Origin of the sequence: Pseudomonas sp. Ant30-3 (genome assembly GCF_000690905.1) — a bacterium.
Classification (GTDB): Bacteria; Pseudomonadota; Gammaproteobacteria; order Pseudomonadales; family Pseudomonadaceae; genus Aquipseudomonas.
The window spans coordinates 1-21,617 of sequence record NZ_JMCL01000057.1 but is presented as its reverse complement, the minus strand read 5'-3'; the positions used below and the strand labels follow the sequence as shown (position 1 = coordinate 21,617).

22 protein-coding genes and 1 pseudogene are annotated in these 21,617 nt (G+C 55.6%); 13 read left to right on the top strand and 10 right to left on the bottom strand.

The annotated features are described in order from the left end of the window. Positions 1-5: 5 nt before the first annotated feature. From DU29_RS0114480 to DU29_RS0114425, 12 genes are all read left to right on the top strand, one after another. Entirely contained in the window at positions 6-1,820 is a 1,815-nt protein-coding gene (locus DU29_RS0114480; RefSeq protein ID WP_028622349.1) for a nitric oxide reductase activation protein NorD, read from the top strand. A gap of 69 nt (positions 1,821-1,889) precedes the next feature. After that, positions 1,890-2,306: a hypothetical protein gene (locus DU29_RS0114475; protein WP_011077959.1), complete on the top strand. Its 417-nt coding sequence runs from the start codon at positions 1,890-1,892 to the stop codon at positions 2,304-2,306. A gap of 73 nt (positions 2,307-2,379) precedes the next feature. Then, positions 2,380-2,766: a hypothetical protein gene (locus tag DU29_RS0114470; protein ID WP_011077960.1), complete on the top strand. Its 387-nt coding sequence runs from the start codon at positions 2,380-2,382 to the stop codon at positions 2,764-2,766. Between the two features lie 49 nt (positions 2,767-2,815). Next, positions 2,816-3,061, top strand: coding sequence for a hypothetical protein (locus DU29_RS0114465; protein ID WP_016502340.1), 246 nt, complete (start codon positions 2,816-2,818; stop codon positions 3,059-3,061). A 65-nt stretch (positions 3,062-3,126) separates the two neighbouring features. Then, positions 3,127-3,372, top strand: coding sequence for a hypothetical protein (locus tag DU29_RS0114460; RefSeq protein WP_016502341.1), 246 nt, complete (start codon positions 3,127-3,129; stop codon positions 3,370-3,372). 398 nt (positions 3,373-3,770) lie between these two features. Beyond that, the gene (locus DU29_RS1000000133535) at positions 3,771-3,905 is read left to right on the top strand and encodes a hypothetical protein (protein ID WP_256203872.1); all 135 of its coding nucleotides are present in this window, start codon (positions 3,771-3,773) and stop codon (positions 3,903-3,905) included. Between the two features lie 270 nt (positions 3,906-4,175). Next, positions 4,176-4,382 carry a hypothetical protein gene (locus tag DU29_RS0114450; protein WP_011077965.1) on the top strand — a complete coding sequence of 69 codons (207 nt, stop codon included), beginning with the start codon at positions 4,176-4,178 and terminating at the stop codon, positions 4,380-4,382. Position 4,383: 1 nt separating this feature from the next. Further along, a complete protein-coding gene (locus DU29_RS1000000133530) occupies positions 4,384-4,515 on the top strand; it encodes a hypothetical protein (protein WP_011077966.1) in 132 nt (43 codons plus the stop codon). Between the two features lie 142 nt (positions 4,516-4,657). Then, complete coding sequence (locus DU29_RS0114440) at positions 4,658-4,855, top strand: hypothetical protein (protein WP_011077967.1); 198 nt, start codon at positions 4,658-4,660, stop codon at positions 4,853-4,855. A gap of 141 nt (positions 4,856-4,996) precedes the next feature. Further along, positions 4,997-7,618, top strand: a complete 2,622-nt coding sequence (gene traN / locus DU29_RS0114435; RefSeq protein ID WP_047882719.1) for a conjugal transfer mating pair stabilization protein TraN — start codon at positions 4,997-4,999, stop codon at positions 7,616-7,618. Positions 7,619-7,833: 215 nt separating this feature from the next. After that, positions 7,834-9,036 (top strand): tyrosine-type recombinase/integrase, encoded by a 1,203-nt coding sequence (locus tag DU29_RS0114430; RefSeq protein ID WP_028622348.1) that lies wholly within the window; start codon positions 7,834-7,836, stop codon positions 9,034-9,036. Next, positions 9,033-10,100, top strand: coding sequence for a PDDEXK nuclease domain-containing protein (locus tag DU29_RS0114425; RefSeq protein ID WP_028622347.1), 1,068 nt, complete (start codon positions 9,033-9,035; stop codon positions 10,098-10,100). The genes DU29_RS0114430 and DU29_RS0114425 overlap by 4 nt, the downstream gene beginning before the upstream one ends. Positions 10,101-10,200: 100 nt before the next feature. On the opposite strand, the gene DU29_RS0114420 is transcribed toward DU29_RS0114425, so the two are convergent. The 8 genes from DU29_RS0114420 to DU29_RS0114385 form a co-directional block, all read right to left on the bottom strand. Beyond that, positions 10,201-11,976: an ATP-dependent helicase gene (locus DU29_RS0114420; protein ID WP_028622346.1), complete on the bottom strand. Its 1,776-nt coding sequence runs from the start codon at positions 11,974-11,976 to the stop codon at positions 10,201-10,203. After that, positions 11,973-13,724 carry an ATP-dependent nuclease gene (locus tag DU29_RS0114415; RefSeq protein WP_028622345.1) on the bottom strand — a complete coding sequence of 584 codons (1,752 nt, stop codon included), beginning with the start codon at positions 13,722-13,724 and terminating at the stop codon, positions 11,973-11,975. The genes DU29_RS0114420 and DU29_RS0114415 overlap by 4 nt, the downstream gene beginning before the upstream one ends. Positions 13,725-13,825: 101 nt before the next feature. Then, the gene (locus DU29_RS0114410; protein ID WP_028622344.1) at positions 13,826-14,872 is read right to left on the bottom strand and encodes a hypothetical protein; all 1,047 of its coding nucleotides are present in this window, start codon (positions 14,870-14,872) and stop codon (positions 13,826-13,828) included. Then, entirely contained in the window at positions 14,869-16,131 is a 1,263-nt protein-coding gene (locus tag DU29_RS0114405; protein WP_028622343.1) for a hypothetical protein, read from the bottom strand. Before DU29_RS0114405 ends, DU29_RS0114410 begins: the two co-directional genes overlap by 4 nt. Before the next feature lie 79 nt (positions 16,132-16,210). Continuing rightward, positions 16,211-17,932, bottom strand: a complete 1,722-nt coding sequence (locus DU29_RS0114400; RefSeq protein ID WP_028622342.1) for an ABC-three component system protein — start codon at positions 17,930-17,932, stop codon at positions 16,211-16,213. Further along, positions 17,929-18,177, bottom strand: a complete 249-nt coding sequence (locus tag DU29_RS0114395) for an ABC-three component system middle component 6 (protein WP_028622341.1) — start codon at positions 18,175-18,177, stop codon at positions 17,929-17,931. The genes DU29_RS0114400 and DU29_RS0114395 overlap by 4 nt, the downstream gene beginning before the upstream one ends. After that, the gene (locus tag DU29_RS0114390; RefSeq protein ID WP_028622340.1) at positions 18,174-19,094 is read right to left on the bottom strand and encodes an ABC-three component system protein; all 921 of its coding nucleotides are present in this window, start codon (positions 19,092-19,094) and stop codon (positions 18,174-18,176) included. The genes DU29_RS0114395 and DU29_RS0114390 overlap by 4 nt, the downstream gene beginning before the upstream one ends. A 48-nt stretch (positions 19,095-19,142) precedes the next feature. Then, positions 19,143-19,334, bottom strand: coding sequence for a type II toxin-antitoxin system RelB/DinJ family antitoxin (locus DU29_RS0114385; RefSeq protein ID WP_028622339.1), 192 nt, complete (start codon positions 19,332-19,334; stop codon positions 19,143-19,145). Between the two features lie 364 nt (positions 19,335-19,698). Here DU29_RS0114385 and DU29_RS1000000131515 point away from each other — a divergent pair. Then, positions 19,699-20,637, top strand: a pseudogene (locus DU29_RS1000000131515) (IS110 family transposase); the annotation flags it as partial. 69 nt (positions 20,638-20,706) lie between these two features. Here the strand turns inward: DU29_RS1000000131515 and DU29_RS0114370 are convergent. Next, positions 20,707-21,384 carry a class I SAM-dependent methyltransferase gene (locus tag DU29_RS0114370; RefSeq protein ID WP_028622338.1) on the bottom strand — a complete coding sequence of 226 codons (678 nt, stop codon included), beginning with the start codon at positions 21,382-21,384 and terminating at the stop codon, positions 20,707-20,709. Continuing rightward, the coding region (locus tag DU29_RS01000000129960) for an FAD-dependent oxidoreductase (RefSeq protein ID WP_028624274.1) at positions 21,381-21,617 on the bottom strand (237 nt) is incomplete at its 5' end. The genes DU29_RS01000000129960 and DU29_RS0114370, both read right to left, overlap by 4 nt.

Below are 21,617 nucleotides of genomic sequence, written 5' to 3'. Positions count from 1 at the left end.
AAACGATGAGCAATCAATCCCTGGTCGGCACTCTGCCGATCTATGCACAGCACCTTGCCGAGCTAACTGGCGTCAAAGTGCACGTTGAGGGTATCCAGGCTAAGACAGATGGAAAAAACGTATTTGTCCCCTTCACCGAGGACGATCTGCCGCTGTCCTTCGGGTACATCGCACATGAATGCTCCCATGTCCGCAACACAGACATGGGCTGCTTTCGCGACTCATGCCCGACACCCTTCCGCAAGAATCTGCTGAACATTCTTGAGGACATCCGCATTGAACGATTGAGCATGGATCAGTACCCAGGTACTGAGTCGGACATCCGCTACCTGAACCGCAAGGTTCTGCTTGAGCCGTTTCGGCCTGAGCAGGTGGATGACTGCCCGGCGCTCCATGTGATTCACAACGGAATTCTCTACGGCGGTTACTGGCTACTCCAGGAACCGCAGCTTGAGGTTCCAGCAAAAGCCTACCTGGCCCGTATGGAGACCCTTCTTGGGGCTGACCTTACGGATCAGATCCTGACCCTGGTGAAGAACACCCTGACGTGCGAGAGCACAACAGATGTTCTCGCTCTGGTGGACGCGATTATCGACCTGCTGCCTTCGCAAGAGGATGAGCAGGAAGATGAGCAACCGCAGCCCGAGCAAGGCTCGGAGGGTGCTCCTCAGGACTCGCAAGAGTCGGGTGGAGGCGATCAGCAGCAGGAGCAGAAGCAAGACGGTGGTGCGGGTGCAGGTGATGAAGGCAAAGAGGAGGGGCAACCCGAATCCAAGCAGGAAACATCTGATGGAGGCCAGTCCGGCTCCGAGCCGCAAGACCAATCCCAACCAAGTAGCGGCAGCAATGCCGGCGACGATGGCCAAGAAACCTCGCAGTCCAGCAATGGCAGCGGCAAACCTTCCCCAGAAGCCAGCAACCTGCGCGAGCAGGCCAAGGATGCAACCGAAGCCGACCTGAAAGGGTTGATCTCGGAAGTTGGCGACAAGGCGGGTGAGTTGCTAGGCCGTAAGGCAGTGCGCGACGGTAATCCGCTCCGACCATTCTCTCTGGATGGGAGGGGGAGGAACCGATCCGATCAAGCGAGCGTCCGCCGTGTGCAATTGGGCATCGAGCAATCTGCCGGTCTACGACAGTGCCTTAATGGGCTGTTACAGGCGCAGGTTGATTGCCGTGTTCGGCTGAAGCGGCAGGGCAAGAGGATCGACACTGGCCGTATCGCCATGATGAAAGGCGGCGAAACGCGGGTGTTTAGAAGTAAGTCTCGAGCAGAGCGTCAGTCTGCATCAATCCAGATTCTTCTCGACAAGTCGGGGAGTATGAAATCTGCGATGGATCAGGCCGAAGCCGCAGTCTACGCGGTGCTAAGCGCGCTGGAGGGACTTCCGCTGGTGACAACCGGCGCGATGTCGTTCCCCAACAAGGCGAACGATGGCGTTGAGCGCTGCGCACTGATCAAGAGCCCGAAAGAGCGATTGATCAAGGCGGTAAGCGAAGGTGGCTTTGGTGCGATGTCGGAGGGCGGTACGCCTCTTGCGCAAGCACTGTGGCCGGCTGCTGTTGAAGTTCTTCGTGCGAAGGGCGAGAAGAAGATTCTTTTCGTCATAACGGATGGTGAACCGAACGCAGGTACTACTCATGCAGCGAAGGAGTTTCTTCAGCGGTGTGAGGTCAGCGGCATCGAAGTGATTGGACTTGGTTTCGGAAGTGCCAATGAGCACATCCTGAAAGCATTGTTCAGCCAATACCGTGCTGTTGGGGAGGTTGCGAATCTCAAGAACTCGCTCTTTGAGCTTGTTCGCGAAGCATTAGCCGCCTGACAAATAACCATTCAACCCACTAGGGGCTTTCCCTAGTGGGAGGCCTCTGTCGGTTTGAGGAGGTCTGAAATGGAAAATACTGCGACTGCGTTGCCCTTGTTGGATCTGTTTGGGGAGCAAGTAATTATTCAGCGCCGCTCGTTTGAGCGGAGACCACGGAGAAAGGCAAGCCATGCGCGAGTTTTTCAACTTGGATTTCTCGACATTCTTGAAATGTCAGACGCTGAGCTGGAAGCCCTGCGGGCACGAGACGAAATCACCGATGATTACGTTGAGTGGATGCGGGAGTACCTGCTGAAAATCACTCTGAGGCAGATCATTCATCCTCAGGTCAGTGAGCAGAATTGGCGCGAAGCAATGGATTGGGTTCTTTCGGACGAAGTTCATCCGTTTAGCTTCCGGGTCTGTTGTGAAGCAATGATGTGCGACTTCGAAGATGTTCGTGCTACCACATTGAAAATCGCAGCCAAAGAACTGTTTAAGTAAATAGAAGCCCGATAGGGGGAAAGCCCCCTACGGGCTTTCTCCCTTTCTGCGCTTCGTGGAAATGGAGAATCAGATGAATGCTTATAGGGACGCCCAGGCAGGCGAAGCCAAGATGTTCGTTACTCGTAACGATCAGGTGGTCAAGCTAGTTGAAAGGCTGCTGAAGCGAGCCACCAGTGTTCTCGTCGAGAAGGTTTGCCGCAAGGCTATGACGGATGGCGAGTTTCAGGTTGTAAAGCAAGCGACTCAGCGTGGCGAGCTGTACAAGGTATTCAGCCTTGTTCGTCCAGCTGCCGACCAGATGCGACGTGTAGACAGCACGAACATTTACTGGGACTGGATTGACGCCTTCGGGAGCTATTCGGACGCAGTTGGCTCTTGTTGGCCATACATGAGCCAGGAGCGAAGAGCTTACGCTCTGCTTCGTGCTGAAGAGCTTGCCAACGCAATCTGCAAATAACCCTACCGGGGAACTCCGGCGGGGTTCTCCATGCAAATGGAGATTAAAAATGCATCGATTTGTAGAAGAAAAAATGGCAAAAATCGCGCCTGTTCCATGCGATTTCATGCTTGGCGATACCGTAACGGTGACAAATGGGTACGGGCTCGAAATCAAGGGAAAGACAATCCTTGGATTCGTTCGTGAGATCGATGAGTTTCGGCCCGGGGCCATCATTTTCCTGGACTGGGATTGCTACTGGTTTCCAGTAGCACCGGAAAAGCTGAAGCTCGAAAGCCGAGACGTAGCGCTCTAATTAAACCACCTATGGGGGAGAAATCCCCCATGGGGCTTCTCCCTGTCGGATATACGGAGAAGTCGATGAACGCGATCCTTGAAGCTGCTCGTTTGCAAGGTCAGGCCTCGGTAGCCCGCAAGGCTTGGGTTACCAAAGGCGAAACAAAGGTTCACCTCTGGGAGCTGTCAACAGGGGGAGTCATATACCTGAAGCACTCGCGGGGGCATGGTTTTTTCCCCCCGATCATGCTGGAAGAACCAATGGAGATGGTTGTTGACCGTTTCCGGAATAAACGCGGTCATAAGGTGTTTTCACCGAGTGGGCTATGAGTGTGAAAGGGTGGCCTTCGGGTCACCCTTTTTTTTGGTTCAGCGTCTTGTTAAAGGGCATCGGTTTGGTATCATCGCAGCCATAGAGTGGGCTTCAGGTCGAGCTCTAAAGAATCCTTCCAGCACAGAGACCTCTGTGCTTAGAACTTAGCGCCATGCATGAGCATGTCCGCCAAGGCCTGAAACGTGTATGCGTTCAGGCAGTGTTCTCATCATGCATGTGATGAGTCACAAAAAAGCAGAGCCACGCTTTCAAACCGGCTTAAAAATAGCACTCAAATTATCGGCATCCAGGCAACTGGATATTGATTTTTCTGCGTGCCTAAAAACCCGCAGCGGGGAGATTACTTCCCGCCAGGGTGGTTCTCCGTCTGCATCCTTTGCTAACGGAGAACACCATGAAAACTCTTATCGTCCTTACCGCTCTTGTTGTTGGTGGCATTCAACTTGGCTTAAAGGCATTCGATTCCGGCGTTGCAACTGCTCAGCAGTCTCACACCGCAGAAATGATCAAGGCGCGTCACTCGCTTTGATTCAATAAGGCTCTTGGCAAATTACTTTCGGTTCTCCGGGAGTCTTTGCTCCATAAGAGGTCTTTCCGATGTTTCATGTAAACGCAATTGACGCTGTTCGCAGCGCATCATCGTTGGCTGAAAAATCGAAATGTGCCTATGCGATTTATTCGCAGGCAAATGGCTTTATTGTTGTTCTACTGACTCAGCCGAACGGCTCGGAGTTGGAAATAATTAAACCCTGACGGGGAATCCCGTTGGGACTCCTCGTCTTTTTGAGGAGTAAAAACTATGTACAAAAAAATACTATTCGACTGGATTAAGGCTTCACTTATGGGCGTTGGCTGTAGCTTGTTGGCAGCCGCTTTCGTTTCCATCGTTACACCAGGGACGCATCCGCTTGTCGTATCGTTCTGTCTGGTGCTTGGCGTGGTAATGATGATCGCCGATTTGGTGGTATCCTTGATTACAGCGATGAGCAATCCGAAAGGAGAATGAAATGGACTCGATGCAGATGCTTGTTTACGCAATCGTAGGTGTGGTCAGCGTTTTGGCCCTAACCGGCGTGATCGGTTATGTGGTTGCTGACCGTCTCGACAAGAAGCACGGCACCAACATCAAGGCCCACTGAGCCATCCCTTAGGGGTTTGCCCAGTGAACGGATTCAAGCCTAGCTTCGGCTAGGCCGCTGCGTGGTCACCCTCCGTGGGTGATCCACCAGAGCCCTTCCGTGTGAAGGGCTCTGGGGATCACCCACACCAGGAGAGTTGAACATGACCGCAGCAAACGCACTATTCTGCCAAGAACTCAAAGAACTGATGGTCGAGTCTGGTCGGGTGTTCAAAGTCCCCGAGCAGATCGCCAGAACTGTTTCATCCTCTGATCCGGATACCCGGTTCGTCAAATCATGGGCGGTGATTCATCGCTTGATCCCGAGTGATGGTCAGGTCTTAGTAGTGCCTCAGGCATGATCAAAAACATAGCGAGCCCCGGCCGGTGACACCACCAGCCGGGGCTTTGCTTTTTCAGGCGGTTTTATTGCCTGAAACCGCGCCATCGTGTTTCCCCCTTGCCATAGCATCGAAGCATCCCTCTTTCTGGACATGCGATCGATGCGACAACCACTCAAAACCACGCTCATACGCCTGGTCAACGCGACCGTCATAGGCCTATATCTCAATAGCATGACCTTCACTGCTTGGGCTGACGCAGTGACCGCAGGATCGGCGGCGGGCCAATCGGTAGGCCAACAGGCACTTCAGGTTTTCGACGGTGGGAATGCCTCGGTCACGCTCCAAGATCTTTTCCCTGACGCTGGCGATACGGTCTCGCTGGAGAAGGTCTATGGCGACGATGTGAAGACGATTGATCTTGGGTTGCGGGCCAATACCCGTCTGAAATCGGAATCGTCCTCTGAGGGGGAGGCATATAGAACGCTTATCGACAGCGGCAATCGCATGTCTGTAGATCTGTCCAAAGACCCTATGCTCAACCAGGCTGATAAAGTTCGCTCGCCCGACTTCATGGACGGGTTTAAGCAAAACTTCGCAGATTGCAAATCGACCGATGTATTTGAGAACGTGACGAAAAACGCCCACGTTGCTAACTACAAAACATGTGAGCGTGTAGTGGATCAGGGCGGGAACGTTGAGTTCTTGCATGATTACAAGGTAGGTGTAATCGAATATGTTTCCGGGCAGCCAAACTTCCAGTCATGCGGTCGCGGCTGCTTGTATATCTGGGTCGGCACGGTCGGGGACAACTATTGGGGTGGTAACTGCGCGATCTATGAGGAGTACACCCGATTCCGCGTGATAGCTAAGGACGCCATCATCTCAGCCACAATTGACAGAGCTGTTTTCGATGACTATTTCCAAATTCTGTTCAATGATCAGATGCTTTGGACACATACACCAGGCGTTTTCCCACCTGAAACATCTGGCTCCTGCGAGCGTGGAACAAGCTGGAACGTAGCTCCGAACAAGGTGATCACTGACAAATTCGGCAGTGATGATGACGTGATTACGTTCAAAACTCGCACCTCGGTCACCGGCGGTGGTGAGGGTTACGCCCGTATCAAGATCATTTATGACCCGGCAAAGGCGTTTGTCGATAAAGGTTGGGGGCCGGAAGAGCGCCTGCCTATGTTCGACATGATCGAGGATGGGTTCTGCACCAACGCGCAGATGTCGTGCACGTCTATGCCGGCAGTGGATGCCAATGGCTGTACTGAAACCAATGGCGTTCAGATCTGCCGCTCGGACATGCCACCATCCCCGCATCCGAACATCGATCCGCTTTGCAAAAAGGCCAAGGTAAGCGCCGAGTGCTCTTACTACAAGGGCAATATGGATTGCTACACGGACGCCAAAGGTGTGCAACGGTGCCCCTCAAATGATGGCGGTAACCTGAATACCTGCACCCAGTACGAGCAGAATCCAAGCTGCGGTTTTATCTCTCAAGGCTGTATTGATGGCGCAAAAGGCGAGACAGGCGCTTGTTATGCCTTCGAGGAGGTCTGGGACTGCGGTTATGACACCAGCTACGAAACAATCGTGAACACTGGTGCCCAAATCGAATGCCCTGGTGGGGCGCGGTGCATGGGCAGTGAGTGTTTCGACTCGTCGAACACTAAAAGCGGCGATTTTGCCTATGCGGTGGCCATGCTTCAGGTTGCTCAGTTTGCTGAGCACGACCTGGACTGCGGTGGTGATGGTACCGATATCAATGAGGCCAATGACTGCAAAGTGTTCAAGGGCGAGGCAATGGAGTGCAAAAAAGCACTCGGCGGTTACGTCGATTGTTGTGAAGCGCCAGAAAGCGTATCCATCTTCGACTATGTGAACCTGACGATGAACACGCTCAAGATGACCAGTTCGCTGGAAGCGCTGAACAGAACGGGTAGCCTGTTCGCGCCCGGATACTGGGCTGCGGGAAGTAACGCTGTGATGGCAGCTGGTACTTCGGTCGTGAAGGGGCAATGGGGGTCTATCGTGGATGCTGCTACAGGCGCATTCGAGAAGACGCTCAGCGGCACCCTTGAGCAGACAGCCTTGAGTAAGCTGCAAACCTGGCTCATGCAACAGGCATATGACGCCATGGTGGATATGGGAGCGACCGCGGCAGCAGATGCTGTGTTTGCAACTGGGGCCGATGGCGCAGTAACTGGTCTTGGGGCAAACGCTGCGATGGTGGTGAACATTATCGGCTGGGTGTATATGGTCTATGTGATCGTAGATCTGCTGATCAATATCATTTGGGAATGCGAGGAGAAAGAGTTCGAGCTAGGGGCGAAAAAGGAAACCCGACAATGCCATTTTGTTGGGAGCTACTGCGCTTCCGAAGTGCTTGGGTCTTGCGTTGAAAAGCGCGAGGCGTATTGCTGCTTTGGCTCAGTTGTTGCGAGGATCATTCAGGAGTCGGCTCGTGAACAGCTAGGGTTGGGATGGGGAGAGGTGAAAACCCCGACCTGCGAGGGGATCACACCCGATCAGTTGGGCAAAATGGATTGGTCGCGTGTGGATCTGTCCGAGTGGATTGGCATGTTGAATCTCGCAGGCAGACTGCCAACTGCTTCGACTGTTTCTCTTGAAGATGTAACGGGAAGCGGTAGTGGCTTGGGACAGTTTTCTGAGGGAACCAAACGCCTGAATACCCTGGATCGCAACCTGGAGCGATTGGAGGGTTTCGACGTCGACGCGGTGAAGAAACAGTATGAGCTTGATATGAAGTGATCAAGCAGTAAAAAAGCCCCGCGTGCCGGGGCTTTTTTATTTCAGGATGACTCCAGCACCGCATTTCGCTGGACTACGCCACAACCAGCTGCCGCAGGTTTATCAAGGACTTAGGCGAGTTCAACATATGCCGGTGCTTTCTGAAACTTGACCCGGCTTCCCTTCTGCTGGCTCCTACGAGGCTCCTGGGAATCGGGTCTTTCCGAGGAGTCATCATGGCTAAGACCAAGATCACCAAGTCCGCAGTCGATGCGGCACAACCCCAAGCGCAAGCCATCGAGCTGCGCGACACCCTCGTTCCCGGCTTCCTCTGCAAGATTACGCCGGCAGGTCGCAAGGTGTTCATGCTCCAGTACCGAACGAACGCCGGCGAGCGCCGCAAGCCGGCCTTGGGCCTGTTCGGCGAGCTGACCGTCGAACAGGCCCGCTCGCTGGCGCAGGAATGGCTGGCCCAGGTTCGCCGAGGCGGCGATCCGGCAGCGGACAAGGCCGAGGCACGCCAGGCGCCCAGCGTTGAGGAGTTATGCAAGAAGTTCATGGAGGACTACTCAAAAAAGCGCAACAAACCCAGCACCCGAGTCGGCTATCAAGGGGTCATCGACCGCTGCATCATCCCGCTGCTGGGCCGCAAGAAAGTTCACGACGTGAAGCGGCCGGACGTTGCCGGGCTGATGGAGAAGCTTTCATACAAGCAGACCGAGGCAAACAAGGCGTTCAGCATCCTGCGTAAGATGTTCAACATGGCGGAGGTGTGGGGCTATCGGCCAGACGGCACCAATCCTTGCCGCCACGTCCCGATGTTCCCTGCCGGCAAGTCCACCCACCTCATCAGCGACGAGGACATGGGCAAGTTGTTCCGGCGGCTCGACACGATCGAAGCCGAAGGGCTTGAGAACTACGTCATCCCGCTGGCGATTCGCCTGCAATTCGAGTTCGCCGCCCGCCGCTCCGAAATCGTCACGCTTGAATGGGAATGGGTCGATCTGGAGCATCGGCGCGTCGTCTGGCCAGACAGCAAGACCGGTGGCATGTCCAAGCCCATGAGCGAGGAAGCCTATCGGCTGCTTTCAACGACACCGAGGCGGGAAGGCAATCCCTATGTGCTGCCGTCGCCACGCCATCCGGGGCAGCACCTAACCACGGGCGAGTATTACGGTGGCTGGTGCCGCGCTCTCAAGGCAGCGGGGGCGACGCACGTAGGGACGCATGGCATTCGCCATCGCTCTGCGACCGACATTGCCAATTCAGGTATCCCGGTCAAGGTCGGTATGGCGCTGACGGCGCACAAGACCGTCGTGATGTTCATGCGCTATGTCCATACCGAGGACGATCCGGTGCGCGAGGCTGCCGAACTGGTGGCGAAACGGCGCAAGACGATCACCCGTGCCAAGCAACCACCAGTGGAGGCAACAGCATGACCAGCCGCAAGGTATCCGCACCTTCGCCCGCAGCCCCGGTGGTGCTGTTGGGCGACATTCGCGTGCTGATCGATGCGGCGCGGCAGCGCGCCGCCTCGGCAGTGAATAGCGAACTGACGATGCTCTACTGGCGCATCGGTCAGCGCATCCACACGCAGGTTTTGGAGGGCCGGCGGGCCGACTACGGCGAGGAGGTCGTGCTGACCTTGGCGACGCAGTTGGTGAAGGAGTACGGCGGCAGTTTTTCGATGAAAAACCTGCGCCGAATGGTGCAATTCGCCGCCACGTTCCCCGACGAACAGATTGTCGTATCACTGAAACGACAATTGAGCTGGACTCATTTCATCGCCTTGATTCCGCTAAAAGACCCGCTCCAGCGGGACTACTACGCGCAGATGGCCAGCGCCGAACGCTGGAGCGTGCGGACACTGCGCGAGCGCATCGACTCGATGCTGTACGAGCGCACAGCGCTGTCCAAGAAGCCGGGCGAGACGATCGCGCAGGAACTGGCGACGATGCGCGATGCGCAACGTATGTCGCCCGCACTCGTCATGCGCGATCCGTACATTCTCGACTTCCTGGGGCTGCGGGACACTTGGCAGGAAGGCGACTTGGAGGCGGCGATCATCCGTGAAATGGAAGCCTTCCTACTGGAGTTGGGAGCGGGGTTCAGCTTCGTGGCCCGACAGAAGCGAATCCCAATTGACGATGACGATTTCCACCTTGATCTGCTGTTCTACAACCGCAAGCTGCGGCGGTTGGTGGCGGTGGAGTTGAAGGTCGGTGACTTCAAAGCGGCCTATAAAGGACAGATGGAGCTTTACCTTCGCTGGCTGGACAAGCACGAACGCGAGGCAGAAGAAGCCTCGCCGTTGGGGATCATCCTGTGCACTGGTAAAAAGCGCGAACAGATCGAGCTACTGGAACTGGATAAGTCAGGTATCCACGTTGCCGAATACCTGACGAGCTTGCCTCCACGCGAAATGCTGTCAGAGCGGCTACAGCAAGCAACCGCACGTGCCCGACTGCAAATAAAAAAGCGTGACGACATAGCTAAGAGATGATTTAGATCGCAAGTCGATCAGGCTTAATATGTATGAAACACTCGCGCTGATCGGTGCAGGAATTCCCCCTATCATGATCGATAGGGCACTCTGCCGAGCTTTATAAGTCTCTTCTTGTGTGGGGTACTTGACCTGCGGTCAGTACCGCAACGCAACGATTGGCGAAGGCGACTGGCACTGCAAGTGCTGCGAGATGCTGAGCACGCGTCAACCCCACGTATAGCACGCGCTTGGCCTCTGCGTCGGCGCGTGCTTCCCACGACTCGAACAATGCTTCACTCCGGTTTTCAGGAGCGCGGTTGGGTGGAATCACGACACACACTGCACCGTATTCACGGCCTTTAGCCTCGTGAATCTTGGCACATGCAAGGCCAAGAGCGATTGGCACTTGAAGATGGTTCGACCATTGCGCGCTGGTTGGTCGACGAAAAAAATTGCGCACAGTAACACCAGCCGGTAGCGGAAGGTTCAGTCGTTCTGTCTCCGCATGCACACAGGCTATCCAGGCGAGCCGATCGGCGTCAGTATTTCCGCACTTTTTGGGAAGGCTCATTAGGAAACTCAGCACACATCTTCGATGTGCTCGACGATCTATGCCGAGGCGTTCGGTGGTTCTCAACAAATGCTCGTTTGGTTGCCGTAGCCCCATGAGATCCAGTAGAACCGTCTCCACGACTTGAACCACAGCCTCTCTTGATCTCGCCGTCGCGGCTGGTGACCAGAACTCCGCGACTTTGCGAGCAAGCGACTCGATCCGTGAGGTCCCGTTCGAATCGTGAGGAGCCGTGCCAGCGGCCCGTCGCGCGACCTTGCCAGAATGCGCCAAGATAATCGCGTCCGTTGAATCCAAGCCTAGTTCAGTAACCCGATCAAGGAAAGCCTGACCGATCGTCGCTGTTGGGCCTCGACCACCATATGTCAGAAGCAAAATTGGGTGTTCAATATTTGCTGTTTCGCCGAGAGCCTGGTCCACCTGGCCAGCGTTCCTAAGCGTGGCCGCTAACTGACAGACCGCAGGGCTGCTACGAAAATTGCCCGTTAACCTACGATGCGAGTCAACGGGGAACGTTTCCTTAAACCCCTGAATACCTGCAGGATTGCCGTTGCGGAATTCGTAGATCGCCTGGTCAGGGTCACACACAAAGGTGACATGCACGCCATGTTCTCTGAGCCACGAGAGAATCTGCAGATCAAGCGGATTGCAATCCTGGCCTTCGTCTACCATAACTTCGTGGAAACGTGCCGCCAGTGCGCGGACTAGCGCTCCGCCATGCACTGGGTCACGAATCAACCGCAGTGTTTGAACGCGGGCATCGCCGGCACTCAAATAGCCTGCCTGTAGCAAGCCACGTCGGCGGAGTGCCGCAGCTTGCTGATATCGAGCTTGATGCTGGCGTACATGATTTTGCAATCCAGCGTGCCCGATCTTTGCTGGATCAATGACATTGGTTTCCGGGTCGAAGAGATCCAGGCTTACCGGATCACCACGAAAGGCGAACTGTCCAGACAAGCGGATCTCGATGCCAAGAGTGTCCCAACTATCGATGATGATTGGTCGCGTCGTGCATGTTGCAGTGCAACTTGGCAGCACCACGAAACGCCTGACGAAAGCATCAAGCGTTCCCATGAAACTAGGATGCTTCAAAAGAGGGTCTAGCCCTGCCGCCTGGCAGCGTTCGCGAAACTCATCAACGGCAGTGTTTGTGAACGAGAGCACAGCCACACCACGGCGTGGTGGCAACGTAGCGGCGATCCTTGCTAGACGAGCAATGATCGTGCGGGTCTTTCCGGCGCCTGGGCAAGCATGAACGAAGGCACCGCCAACGTGTGCGGCGAATGCTTCCTGCTCTTCAGTTAGACCCTGAACGCCAATCATGCTTGTGCAGCGCCACGAATCGCATCTGCGAGATAGGGCGGGACAACAAACGGCTCGCCCGCCGCAATGCGTGAAGCCATGGCCTGGGCCAAATCGCCCTTGCGGGTTTTCTTCGTCTCTATCAGTCTAAGAAACGCATCGGGGCGGTCTTGCACTGGGATTCTCTCGATCCGATCTTCCCAGTCACGCCGTGAGTTGCGATGCAGACGAAGAAACACGCCCTTTAGAAAGGCTTCGTTCCCAGCGCTGAAAACCTCGTGCTCCAACGTGTGTCGATTGGTTAGCACAGTCAGTGCCTGGGGTGCACCATGCGTTACAGCGAGGTTTTCCAGATCAACCCTCCGATTGCCCAACACCGTTGGGTCCGCGTCGGTTATCACAATCAGCCGGTCGGCAATGCGTGCATCGCCATGCGGCCGTAGCAGCACCTCTACGTAGGGGCGGAAGTCTACTCCTTCGATCGGCACGATAACCGTGCCCTTGAACCGGAGCCATCCATCGGCATCACCGACGAGAACAAGCTTTTGCGCCAACACGGGCAACAGTAGTGCTTCCGCGATTCCTTCCACTAGGATTGCCCTGTTGCCGAACAGCAGCGCGGAGCGCGTCACATCCAGATAGCGGCTGATCTTATCCAGAGTCTTTGGCTTGAGCCCGATATCAGCAATGGGCACACTGACCGATTCTGATACCGCCACCCCGTTTTGGTCGCGACGACGCGAACGCATGACCACTAGATGCATCGGAGAAACCCATGCTGTTAGGTTCGGCGAATGGGTAGTCACAACGATCTGGATGCGGCCTTCCGGCTTGCCAGGCTCGATGGCGCGACTAGCCGATTGGCGTGCTTGATCCAACAGGAATTCGAGCACCAGCACCTGCAACTGCGGGTGCAGATGTGCTTCGGGTTCTTCAACGAGAAAAATCGTGAGGTCGGCTTCCTTGGCTTTGGCCAATTCGACGACCACCGTTGCCATGTAGAGCAGATTGGAGTAGCCCAGACCAGACGCCCGGATGTCTTCGGGCACTAGACCGGAATCGGCCAGACGAAACCTCAAATCGCGGGCGACATCAAGTAGGGATTCGGCGCCAAAGTCCAGAGCTGCTGTTTGCGGGCGGACCCCATTGGTCAGCAAACCTAGGGCGGTACCAATCTCCGTGTTCATCGTTGTCAAGATCTCAGGCCGATCATCCGCCCGCCTGACGCCAGCGAGAAAATCTTGTTCTTGATCCTTTGGCAGGAAGTTGCGCAGTAGCGCCATGACCCGTGTACCGCTACCTGTGCCAAGCGCTTGATGCGCATCGCGTAAAGGAGGCAGATAGACATGCCGGATCAGTTCAGAGGAGCCAGCCTCAGGTTCGTTGGCGTCGAAGCGCCCGGCCCAAACAGTGGTCTTGCCACGCGGCGCGCGCTCGGACCGTGCCTCATACCGATAGCCGAAGACGGCTTCGTTCTTGGTGGGATCAGGGACCGCCGAGATCAGCAGTCCTTTCAGTGTGTCGCTGAGGTCTCGGAAAACACCCTCGATCTGAAAGTTCGGGACTGTCGCGTGGCGTCGTACATCTTCATCCTCCGGATACCGCTCCCGGCGTCCGTTCAACGGCAAGGTTAGCAACCGAATCGCATCTACGACGTTTGATTTGCCACCATTGTTCTCACCGACCAAGACCGTCAGATCAGGCCGGAGGCTGACAGTCACATTATCGCAAGACCGAAATCGCGAAATTTTTATACCGCCCAAATACATCAAGCCTCCCTAGCCGATTCTGAAGTCCATCCTAATTTTTAAGGGCTTTTTCTCCCTAGCAGTTGGCGACCAACCGTCATCGGGACTGTCCTAACTATCCTTTAAACGCTTGAAAACATAACTCGATCGACCTCCCAGTAGTCGAGGAGGCAATAGAGCATGCTACGGAGCTCAGGCGTAGCCGTCGCGTCGGAAGAAAAGTCCCGGCTCATCGCTAATTGCTCGAACTCTTTCGCTACAGCGAAGAGCGTTCTGGCGACATCATGCTTTGCAAAAAACTCGCCAAGGACAGCCGTGTTGAGATCCGCCAATTGGCGTTCAATGCTGGATCGGACTTGCCTGGCTGTCGCCGCACCATCGCTGGCGTGCTGCTCGATCAGTCCCATAGAGACATTCAATATCTTTTTGAGACCTGCACTACCTTTCGAGCCATAGGTGAATCCGTCCTTGATGAGCACACCGCGTTCCGATTGCTCATGGAACGAAATCTCCTTCATGCAAAAGTCAACTGCGACCGCAATGAACGAACAAACCATATACAGGCAGCGCAAAGCAACCTCGCGCTGATTGTTTTTCGTTATCGATTGCTCCGCAAAGAACTTGCCCTGCATAAGCCATTCATTGCAACTGTCAAACGAAAGTGATTTCGCCAGCAAGCTTTTGGAATGAACTATGCGACCACGCCAGTCACCATCCAACTTGCTTAGAGAATATTCATCAATCTTTGAGAAGAATTCTTCGTCGGAAAACCTCAACGCATTGGGGTCATCTGCCTTATCTAGCTTGCTCAGAAAAGTGCCATCGAGAACAAGGATTCCCAAATCTCGACCAAAATCCTTTACTTCCTGACGCTTCTCCGTGGTCGCGACCACCGCGTTGGTGGCTTTGGTCGCAATGCGAAGCCCTTGAACCCAGAATATCCGCTCTATCGCTTGTGGCGTCTTTTTGTTTTTGGCATCCACCAGGGTTATTTCACGTGACACGGATGACGTACGACTGTAGAGCCACAGATCAATATCGGTGATGTCAAAGCCCTCATAGATAAACGGAACTCCTCGCACCACGTAGTAGCCGGCTTTGAGAAAATAGCTTCGCAGCAACTCCTCCATCCGGGGGCCTTTAAGCAAAACTTGCTGTCCCTTGGTCATATGCCTCCTCCTGTGCGAAGGATAGAGAGCATGTCATTGGTAGCCTTCGGGCTTGCCTTGATTTGTGCTCGCCGAACTTTCTCACGATTGTGTTCAGGGCCGTTGAATATGGTGACTGCCGCAGTCGGCAGTGAATTGAGAGAATGTTCGCTGACATCGCCTTGCCTGATGGCCTGCAGTGCAAGTTCACCAACTTCCGTTTTCAGCAACTTCAGCATCGGGCCGCTGCGGCCCTTTTTTGTGCCATGCTTGACTTCGACGACACCCTTTAATTCCAGAACTTTGTAGTCTTGCGCAATGGCATTTACCGGCCCCACGCTTTCACCTCGAACCAGTGCGCTCAGTAGCGCATCAACCATCTGAATCTGCCCCCTGGAATAGCTGCTCTTCGTCATCCCATAGGTCACGGAACTGACAAATGCCTTAGCCAGATCAAATGCGTCATCGACCATTGAGTTGCTGTACTTCGAGAATGCGGATGGCAGCGTCAGGAACCCAGCATCCTCGGTCGAGTTGCTGACAACGCTAATATCAAACAACCCAATGGCCGCCACCTTTTTGAAAAGTGGCTCGCCGAGAAGTTGTGTCGCGTAGTCCGTGCTGACGCAGGCACGTTTCTTCAGCGTATCAGTTAACTCATTGAGTTTTGTCTGCTCGGCGGATGAAAGCGAATCGAGGACCGCCTTTATTTTTCGGGTAGTTTCACGGCGGAAGAGATTTCCGTTAAACAACAATCTTTGCCCGGCGCCGAGGTCTTCAGCATCCACGAATCCAATTTGTTCAGCATCAGACATCAGGCGCTGAATATCGGGCTTTGCCAGCTTATAAAAGTCGGCCAATTCTGTGGAGACATGGTCGGACAGCACGGGCTCGACGGAAGCCTTCTCCGCAAGCGCAATCGAAGCGATCTCGGATGCGCCAGGCGCGAGGGCATCGAATATATCTGACGTGTGTTGAAGGGTCTTCGCTGTGGTAACGCCAAGAACAGCAACGCCACCGCTCGCGGTGTCGACCAGTTGCTGCTGTTTCAGAACTTCGATAAGTTTTGGAAGCTCGAAAGTCGTATTGATGTTCGCCGCTTGCGCCAGAACGTTCAAGCGATCGTTATTGAGTGTTGCGTGGTTGTTTGACGAGATTGCAGAAAGCAAAATGCCAGCCTTGCCCGCGAGAAAGGTCTTATCGTAACCGGCCTGATTCGTTATTCCCTGGAGTTTATTGGTGTGATGAATCAACCACGATCCCTTGGTCTTCTTGTCCATTTATCCCTCCTATAAGAAAAATCTTGCTGCTAGCGGAGTGCCGATGGCCTCCAAATCTAGTTGACCTTGTATTTCTAAGTCATCCAAATCGAATTCCGAACAGCCCCCCGTCTTCAGTAGCGTCGGTCAGGCGCTTAGGCAGCACGTAATCGTTAAGGTCGAAGCCTTCAATGGTCTCCTTGAAGGCATCGTCTTCATTCATCGTCACGATGTACTGGAAGCCAAGCTCCTGCGCAATCTCCGAGCCAAGACGCAACGCGCTGATGACCTGACGTCCATCGACACCGTCAAACAGATGGCTGTCATGAATCAGGAATCCAGGCCCCATTTGACGCTTGGCGCACAGGCGCATGAGCATCATGTCGAAGCAGAAGATCTGCATATTCTTGATGCCCTTGCTACGTTGCCCCTGCATCGGAAACTTGAAAATCGGCCCGTTGGATGTTTCGTCCACCGTCATACTGCCGGCCGATTCGTACAAACGCTGCGAAGTCTCCTCAAAGGCGACGATGGCCTCTGCTAGTCGATCCTTCTGCTCTGCGAAGTCACGCCGCAAGCGGATGGTGAGGCGATTGCGCTCGATCTCCAATTCGTTCTTCGTGCCTTCAAGCTGTTCGGCCGCTTCAAAGCGTTGCCGAAGCGATTCCACTTCGGACTCCAGGCGGCCTAGTTCTCCTTGCAGTTTGAGGAACTGTTCCAGCGCACCGTGGCTCTTCAGGATGCCCAGCACTTCGCCACGCCGTTGGTCGAACTGCGCCTTTTTGCCATCGCGCAGTTCAATACGCAGCTTTGCAGCTTCGAGTTCACTGGAAAGGTAGTCCTTGCGATTGCGAACAACCGACTCGTGAAAACTCTTCACGTCTTCATAGCGACGCTTCACCAGGCCGGGAAGCACAACGCCCGCTTCTTCATAGACGGCCTGCAAGTCTTCAAGATCAGGAGGGACCTCGGACGCTAGCGCGCTTTCCAGATCCCGGATCGCTGAAAAGTCGATGGTGTTGGCGTTGGCCAACTCATTGAGCTGGCGGGTCAGTGCGGCGCTTTCGACTTCCAACTCACGATATTCAGGCAGGACATGAAACGTCTCGACTTCTGCATGCAGCTTCTTGAGACGTGCCTCTCGCAGCGTCAGCTCAGTGCGCAAGTCGGCTGCCTTGCCGATGATCGAGCCGAACGCGCCATTCCCTGCCGCCTTCTTCAGCTCTTCCAGCGTCTTCTCCCGATCGCGAACAGCCTGCCAATCGCGCGCAATCTGCCAGTCCAATCCGAGCAGGAACATGAGCGCCATTTGCATGTCGCCGGTGCCCTGCATCGTGGCCTGCTTTTCCGGCGTCATGAAGGCGCCACTCGCTTGCCGGCGTGCGAAGTAGGCGAACAGCGAACGGAACGACGGCGGCTTGCTGCCGGCAGCTTCCAGGCTGCTCAAACCAAACATCTGCTCGCCGAGGAATGCGCACCACTCGGTAGCCGAAAACTTGACCTTCGCCGCAGGCGGGGCAGTCACAAAGATTTTTGCTTTGGTGCCACCGCTGCGCTCAACAACGGTGCGCTCCGACTTCAGATCGAAGTCCATGCCGAAGGAGTGTTCAACCAGTTCCTGGGTTCGGAAGATTGATTCAGGACCAGCGTCGGCGCCGAGCAGGAAATGCACAAGCTCTACGAAGCTGGTTTTTCCCGCACGATTGCGTGTCTGCTTGCTGCTTGCACCCTCGGTTTTCTGAGCAAGCAAGACATTCAGACCTGGTTTCAGGTCTTCAAGGCTCTTGAAGCTGGGTAGCGTGCTGAAAAGGTGATGAATCAAGGCGCCCTCCGTGCCACGAGGCCGCTTTCGAGTTCAATTGTCCCCATGGCGTACAGAAGGTCGAGCGCGAGTAAGAACCAGTCATAGGTAATTTTCCGGGGCATTGTGGCTACGCCTGCTTCATGCTTGTTCAGTTCCTCCCACAACGCAGAGACGGTCTTTGGCCGCACAAGGTAGGTCAAAACATGGGCGCCGACGGTCAACAGTGCTCGATCCTGTTGCAGATGCTTGGAGGGCAGAATCATGCAGCCCCCACCGCTTGAGCGTCTTCAAAAATCTCGCATTTGTCGAACAGATATGCCATGACAGCCAGCACTGCCGCCTTATGTGTCGGCGTGGTGTTAGCAGTGCCCCCAGCCCACGTTTCGAGCCGGCCGAATATCTCATCGGGGTGCAGTGCTGGAACTTGGTCTCGCAGCGTCACGTATTCACTTTTGAACGCCTGCGCGATCTGCTCGCCGTAGGTCGGGTTCTTCCAGTTATTGAAGAACTGCGCCACGAGCGTTGACTTCTGCATACCGATCTTCAAAAAGTCGGCGACGGCCTGAGACAGCAGGTTCGCCTCGATCTTGCCGCGCGATACATCTTTCACTTCGCTGGCCGTGGGCACGGGAGTGATGCTGATGTGGGTGAGGACGGCCACCAGGTCGCCAAACCCCAAATTGACATTCGCTTCCATCGTCAGCGATGGGCCGAACCAGGATTCGAGATCCTGCAAGCTCAACTGGCGAAACTTAGCCAGCATCTCCTCATAGCCGCAGTGGCCGATTTTGATCTTTGGGTTGTCCTGCCCAAGTTTCGCCAGCGCTTCGATGATGTGAGGGCCCAAACGGCCATCCTGCGCATTGTGGACAAAGGTCCACTCATCGAAATATTTCTCCCAGTGCTCTTTGGCGCCGTCGAAATCCTCGTTGATCTTCTTGATCGCTTCGGCGGCGGTCAATTCATTGGGCGCGTAACTCTGGTAAAGGATGCGCGCCGAGGGCAGATACCCATCATTCTTCCGATCGCCAACATTGCCCCACGGGCGGCATGCCATGAAATCATTGGGATGGGCTTTAGACATCAGCTTCTCGAACAGACGTTGAAAACCGTCCCCTTTGGATTCCAAGAAGGCGATGCGGAAATCCTTTTCGTAATTAAGCTGCTGTAAGCGATCCATGGGTTCAAGCCCGTGATTTAGTGTTTTTAGTTATTTTCAGGCGATGCCTCATGGCTTCTTGGTATTCGTCTGCTGCTGCCCCCGGTTCACATCAAAAGGGAGCGCCTTATCAGCCGCAATTCGCGTCAGCAGTATCCGGATGGCATCCGACACGGACAAGCCCATCCCGGCCAGCACGTTTGTGGCTTCCTCTTTGATATGCCCGTCAATCCGGGCGCGAACAACGTCACTGGTTGCCATAACTGCCTCAAGCATTTTGTAGCTACATTGTGCCTCATTTGCGCCTCAATGTCATTTACATATTGACAAGAGAGGTTGGGCGTCCCGGCATACCGCCGTTGGGCTCGCGGGCTACACCCCGCGCCACGTGCCGCGTCGCGGCCATCCGGCTTTGATCCCTTGTATCTTCCATTCCACGTGATCGGAGGGCCGTTCACGCCCGGTGCCGTTTGGCACCGGTGATTGGCCGCAGCATGTAGCTCGTTATCCCTCGGTGCTTCCAAGCCCGTGCGTCAGTCCTGAGCGCATGTCTGCGACTGGTCTCTGCAAGCCCGAACAGTTGCAGGAACCACATTCGCATTTGCAAGGATGGGACATAGAGATCATGGCCAATGGAATAGTCGTCGGTATCGATATCTCGAAGAACACACTTGATGTAGCCATCGGGAGGGATGGCGCAGCCACCGTTTTCAGTAACGACCAAGAGGGCCACCAGGCCCTGGTGGCAGTGCTGAGGAGACAACCAATTTCACTCGTCGTCATGGAGGCCACTGGCCGCTACCAATTTGCCTGTGCCTGCGCCCTGCAAGCCGCAGGATTCCGGGTGGCGGTAGTCAATCCCAGACAGGCGCGAGATTTCGCGAAGGCGATGGGCAGGCTGGCAAAGACGGATCGCGTCGACGCGCTGATGCTGGCAGAGCTGGCCGAAGTGATCGACAAACGCCCAGACCGGGATCGCTTCACCAGGCCGATGGCAGATGAGACGCAGCAGCGCCTGCATGCGTTGGTGACCCGTCGGAGGCAGCTTGTCCGCTTGCAAGTCAGTGAACGTCAGCGCAAGTACGCCTCTCACTCGGATGTGCAGCCTGGGATCATCGAACTGATGAACATCCTGAAGCGCCAGGTTCAGGACATCGACGCGAGCATCGCAGCGCATCTCGCCAAATATCAAGCCAGTCTGACGAAGCTCTTGCAGGGCGTCAAAGGCGTTGGGCCGGCGACTACGGCTGTGCTGATTTCCGAGCTTCCAGAATTGGGGCAGCTCAAGGCCAAGCAGATCTCCTCACTGGTCGGCGTCGCGCCAATGAATCGGGACTCGGGCCAGTCACGCGGCAAGCGCATGATCTGCGGTGGTCGGGCAACGGTGCGCAGCGCCCTCTACATGGCGGCAATCGTAGCCATGCGGCACAACCCTCTGATCCGAGCCTGCTATGAGCGGCTGGTGGCGGCAGGCAAGCCCAAAAAGGTCGCCATCGTGGCTTGCATGCGCAAGCTGCTGATCATTCTGAATGCCATGGTGAGAACCGGCAGGCCTTGGAAAGAAAAGGCGGCAACTGCCCGGACGATGCGGAGGCTCACATCGTGCCACCACGCGGCCGGGGGGCTCAGTCGTTCATCGCCTGTACGCGACCCAGCCCTTGAAAGTGAATGCGCAATAAAACAACTCGATGTGCGTGAATCCGGCCTCGCTGAGCAGATCAGTGTCTTGCTCCGGCGAGAGTACGGGCAATCGCTCCTTGAGCGCCCGAATGTTCTCGGCCTGTGCCGAAGGCATTCCGGAGACGGCCGCGAAAGCAGCGTTGCGCTGGAGCCACTTGTCCTGGTCCGGACCTTCGTTGGGGAAGCTGTGATGGATGACGACCAGAGGAGCGCCGGCCCTGAGTCGCACGTGCATCTGCTTCAAGGTCTCCAGGCGTTCGGCCCGCGGAAGAAAGTGCAGCGTCAGAAGGCAGGTCGCGCCGTCGAACGGTCCCATGGGAGCCGTGTCGATATAGCCTTCGTGCAAGCGCGCACGGGATGCGAGAGGTCCCAGGGTCGTGTGGGCCAACTGGAGCATTTCGGCTGACGGATCCACGCCATCGAAGCGCCAACCCGGTTGCATCTCGGCGAAGCCCTTCAACTCAAGCCCACCGCCGGCACCCAGCACCAGGATGCGCGCATCGGTCGGCACACGCTCGGCCAGCAGCGCGCCGGCCATCTTCGGCAAGTCGCGCAGGCCGGGCACCATTCGCGCGGCGTTCTCGGCATAGCTGGAAACGATGGTCGTGCCGGAAAACGTGAACGGGGTCATGAGGCGGCCGCCTTCTCTTGTTGCACGGGTTGGACGGTCTCTGGCCAGAGCAGCGAGCGGTGCACCTGGGCGCCGGCCATGGCGCCATTGCCCACGGCCAGCGATACTGAATGGGGTGCCCGGGCCACATCGCCGCAGGCAAACACACCCGGCACCGAAGTCTTGTTCTCGGCGTCGGTGCGCACCTGCATGCCGAGGGGCGTTTCTTCCAGCGCGCAGCCCATCGCTTCGAC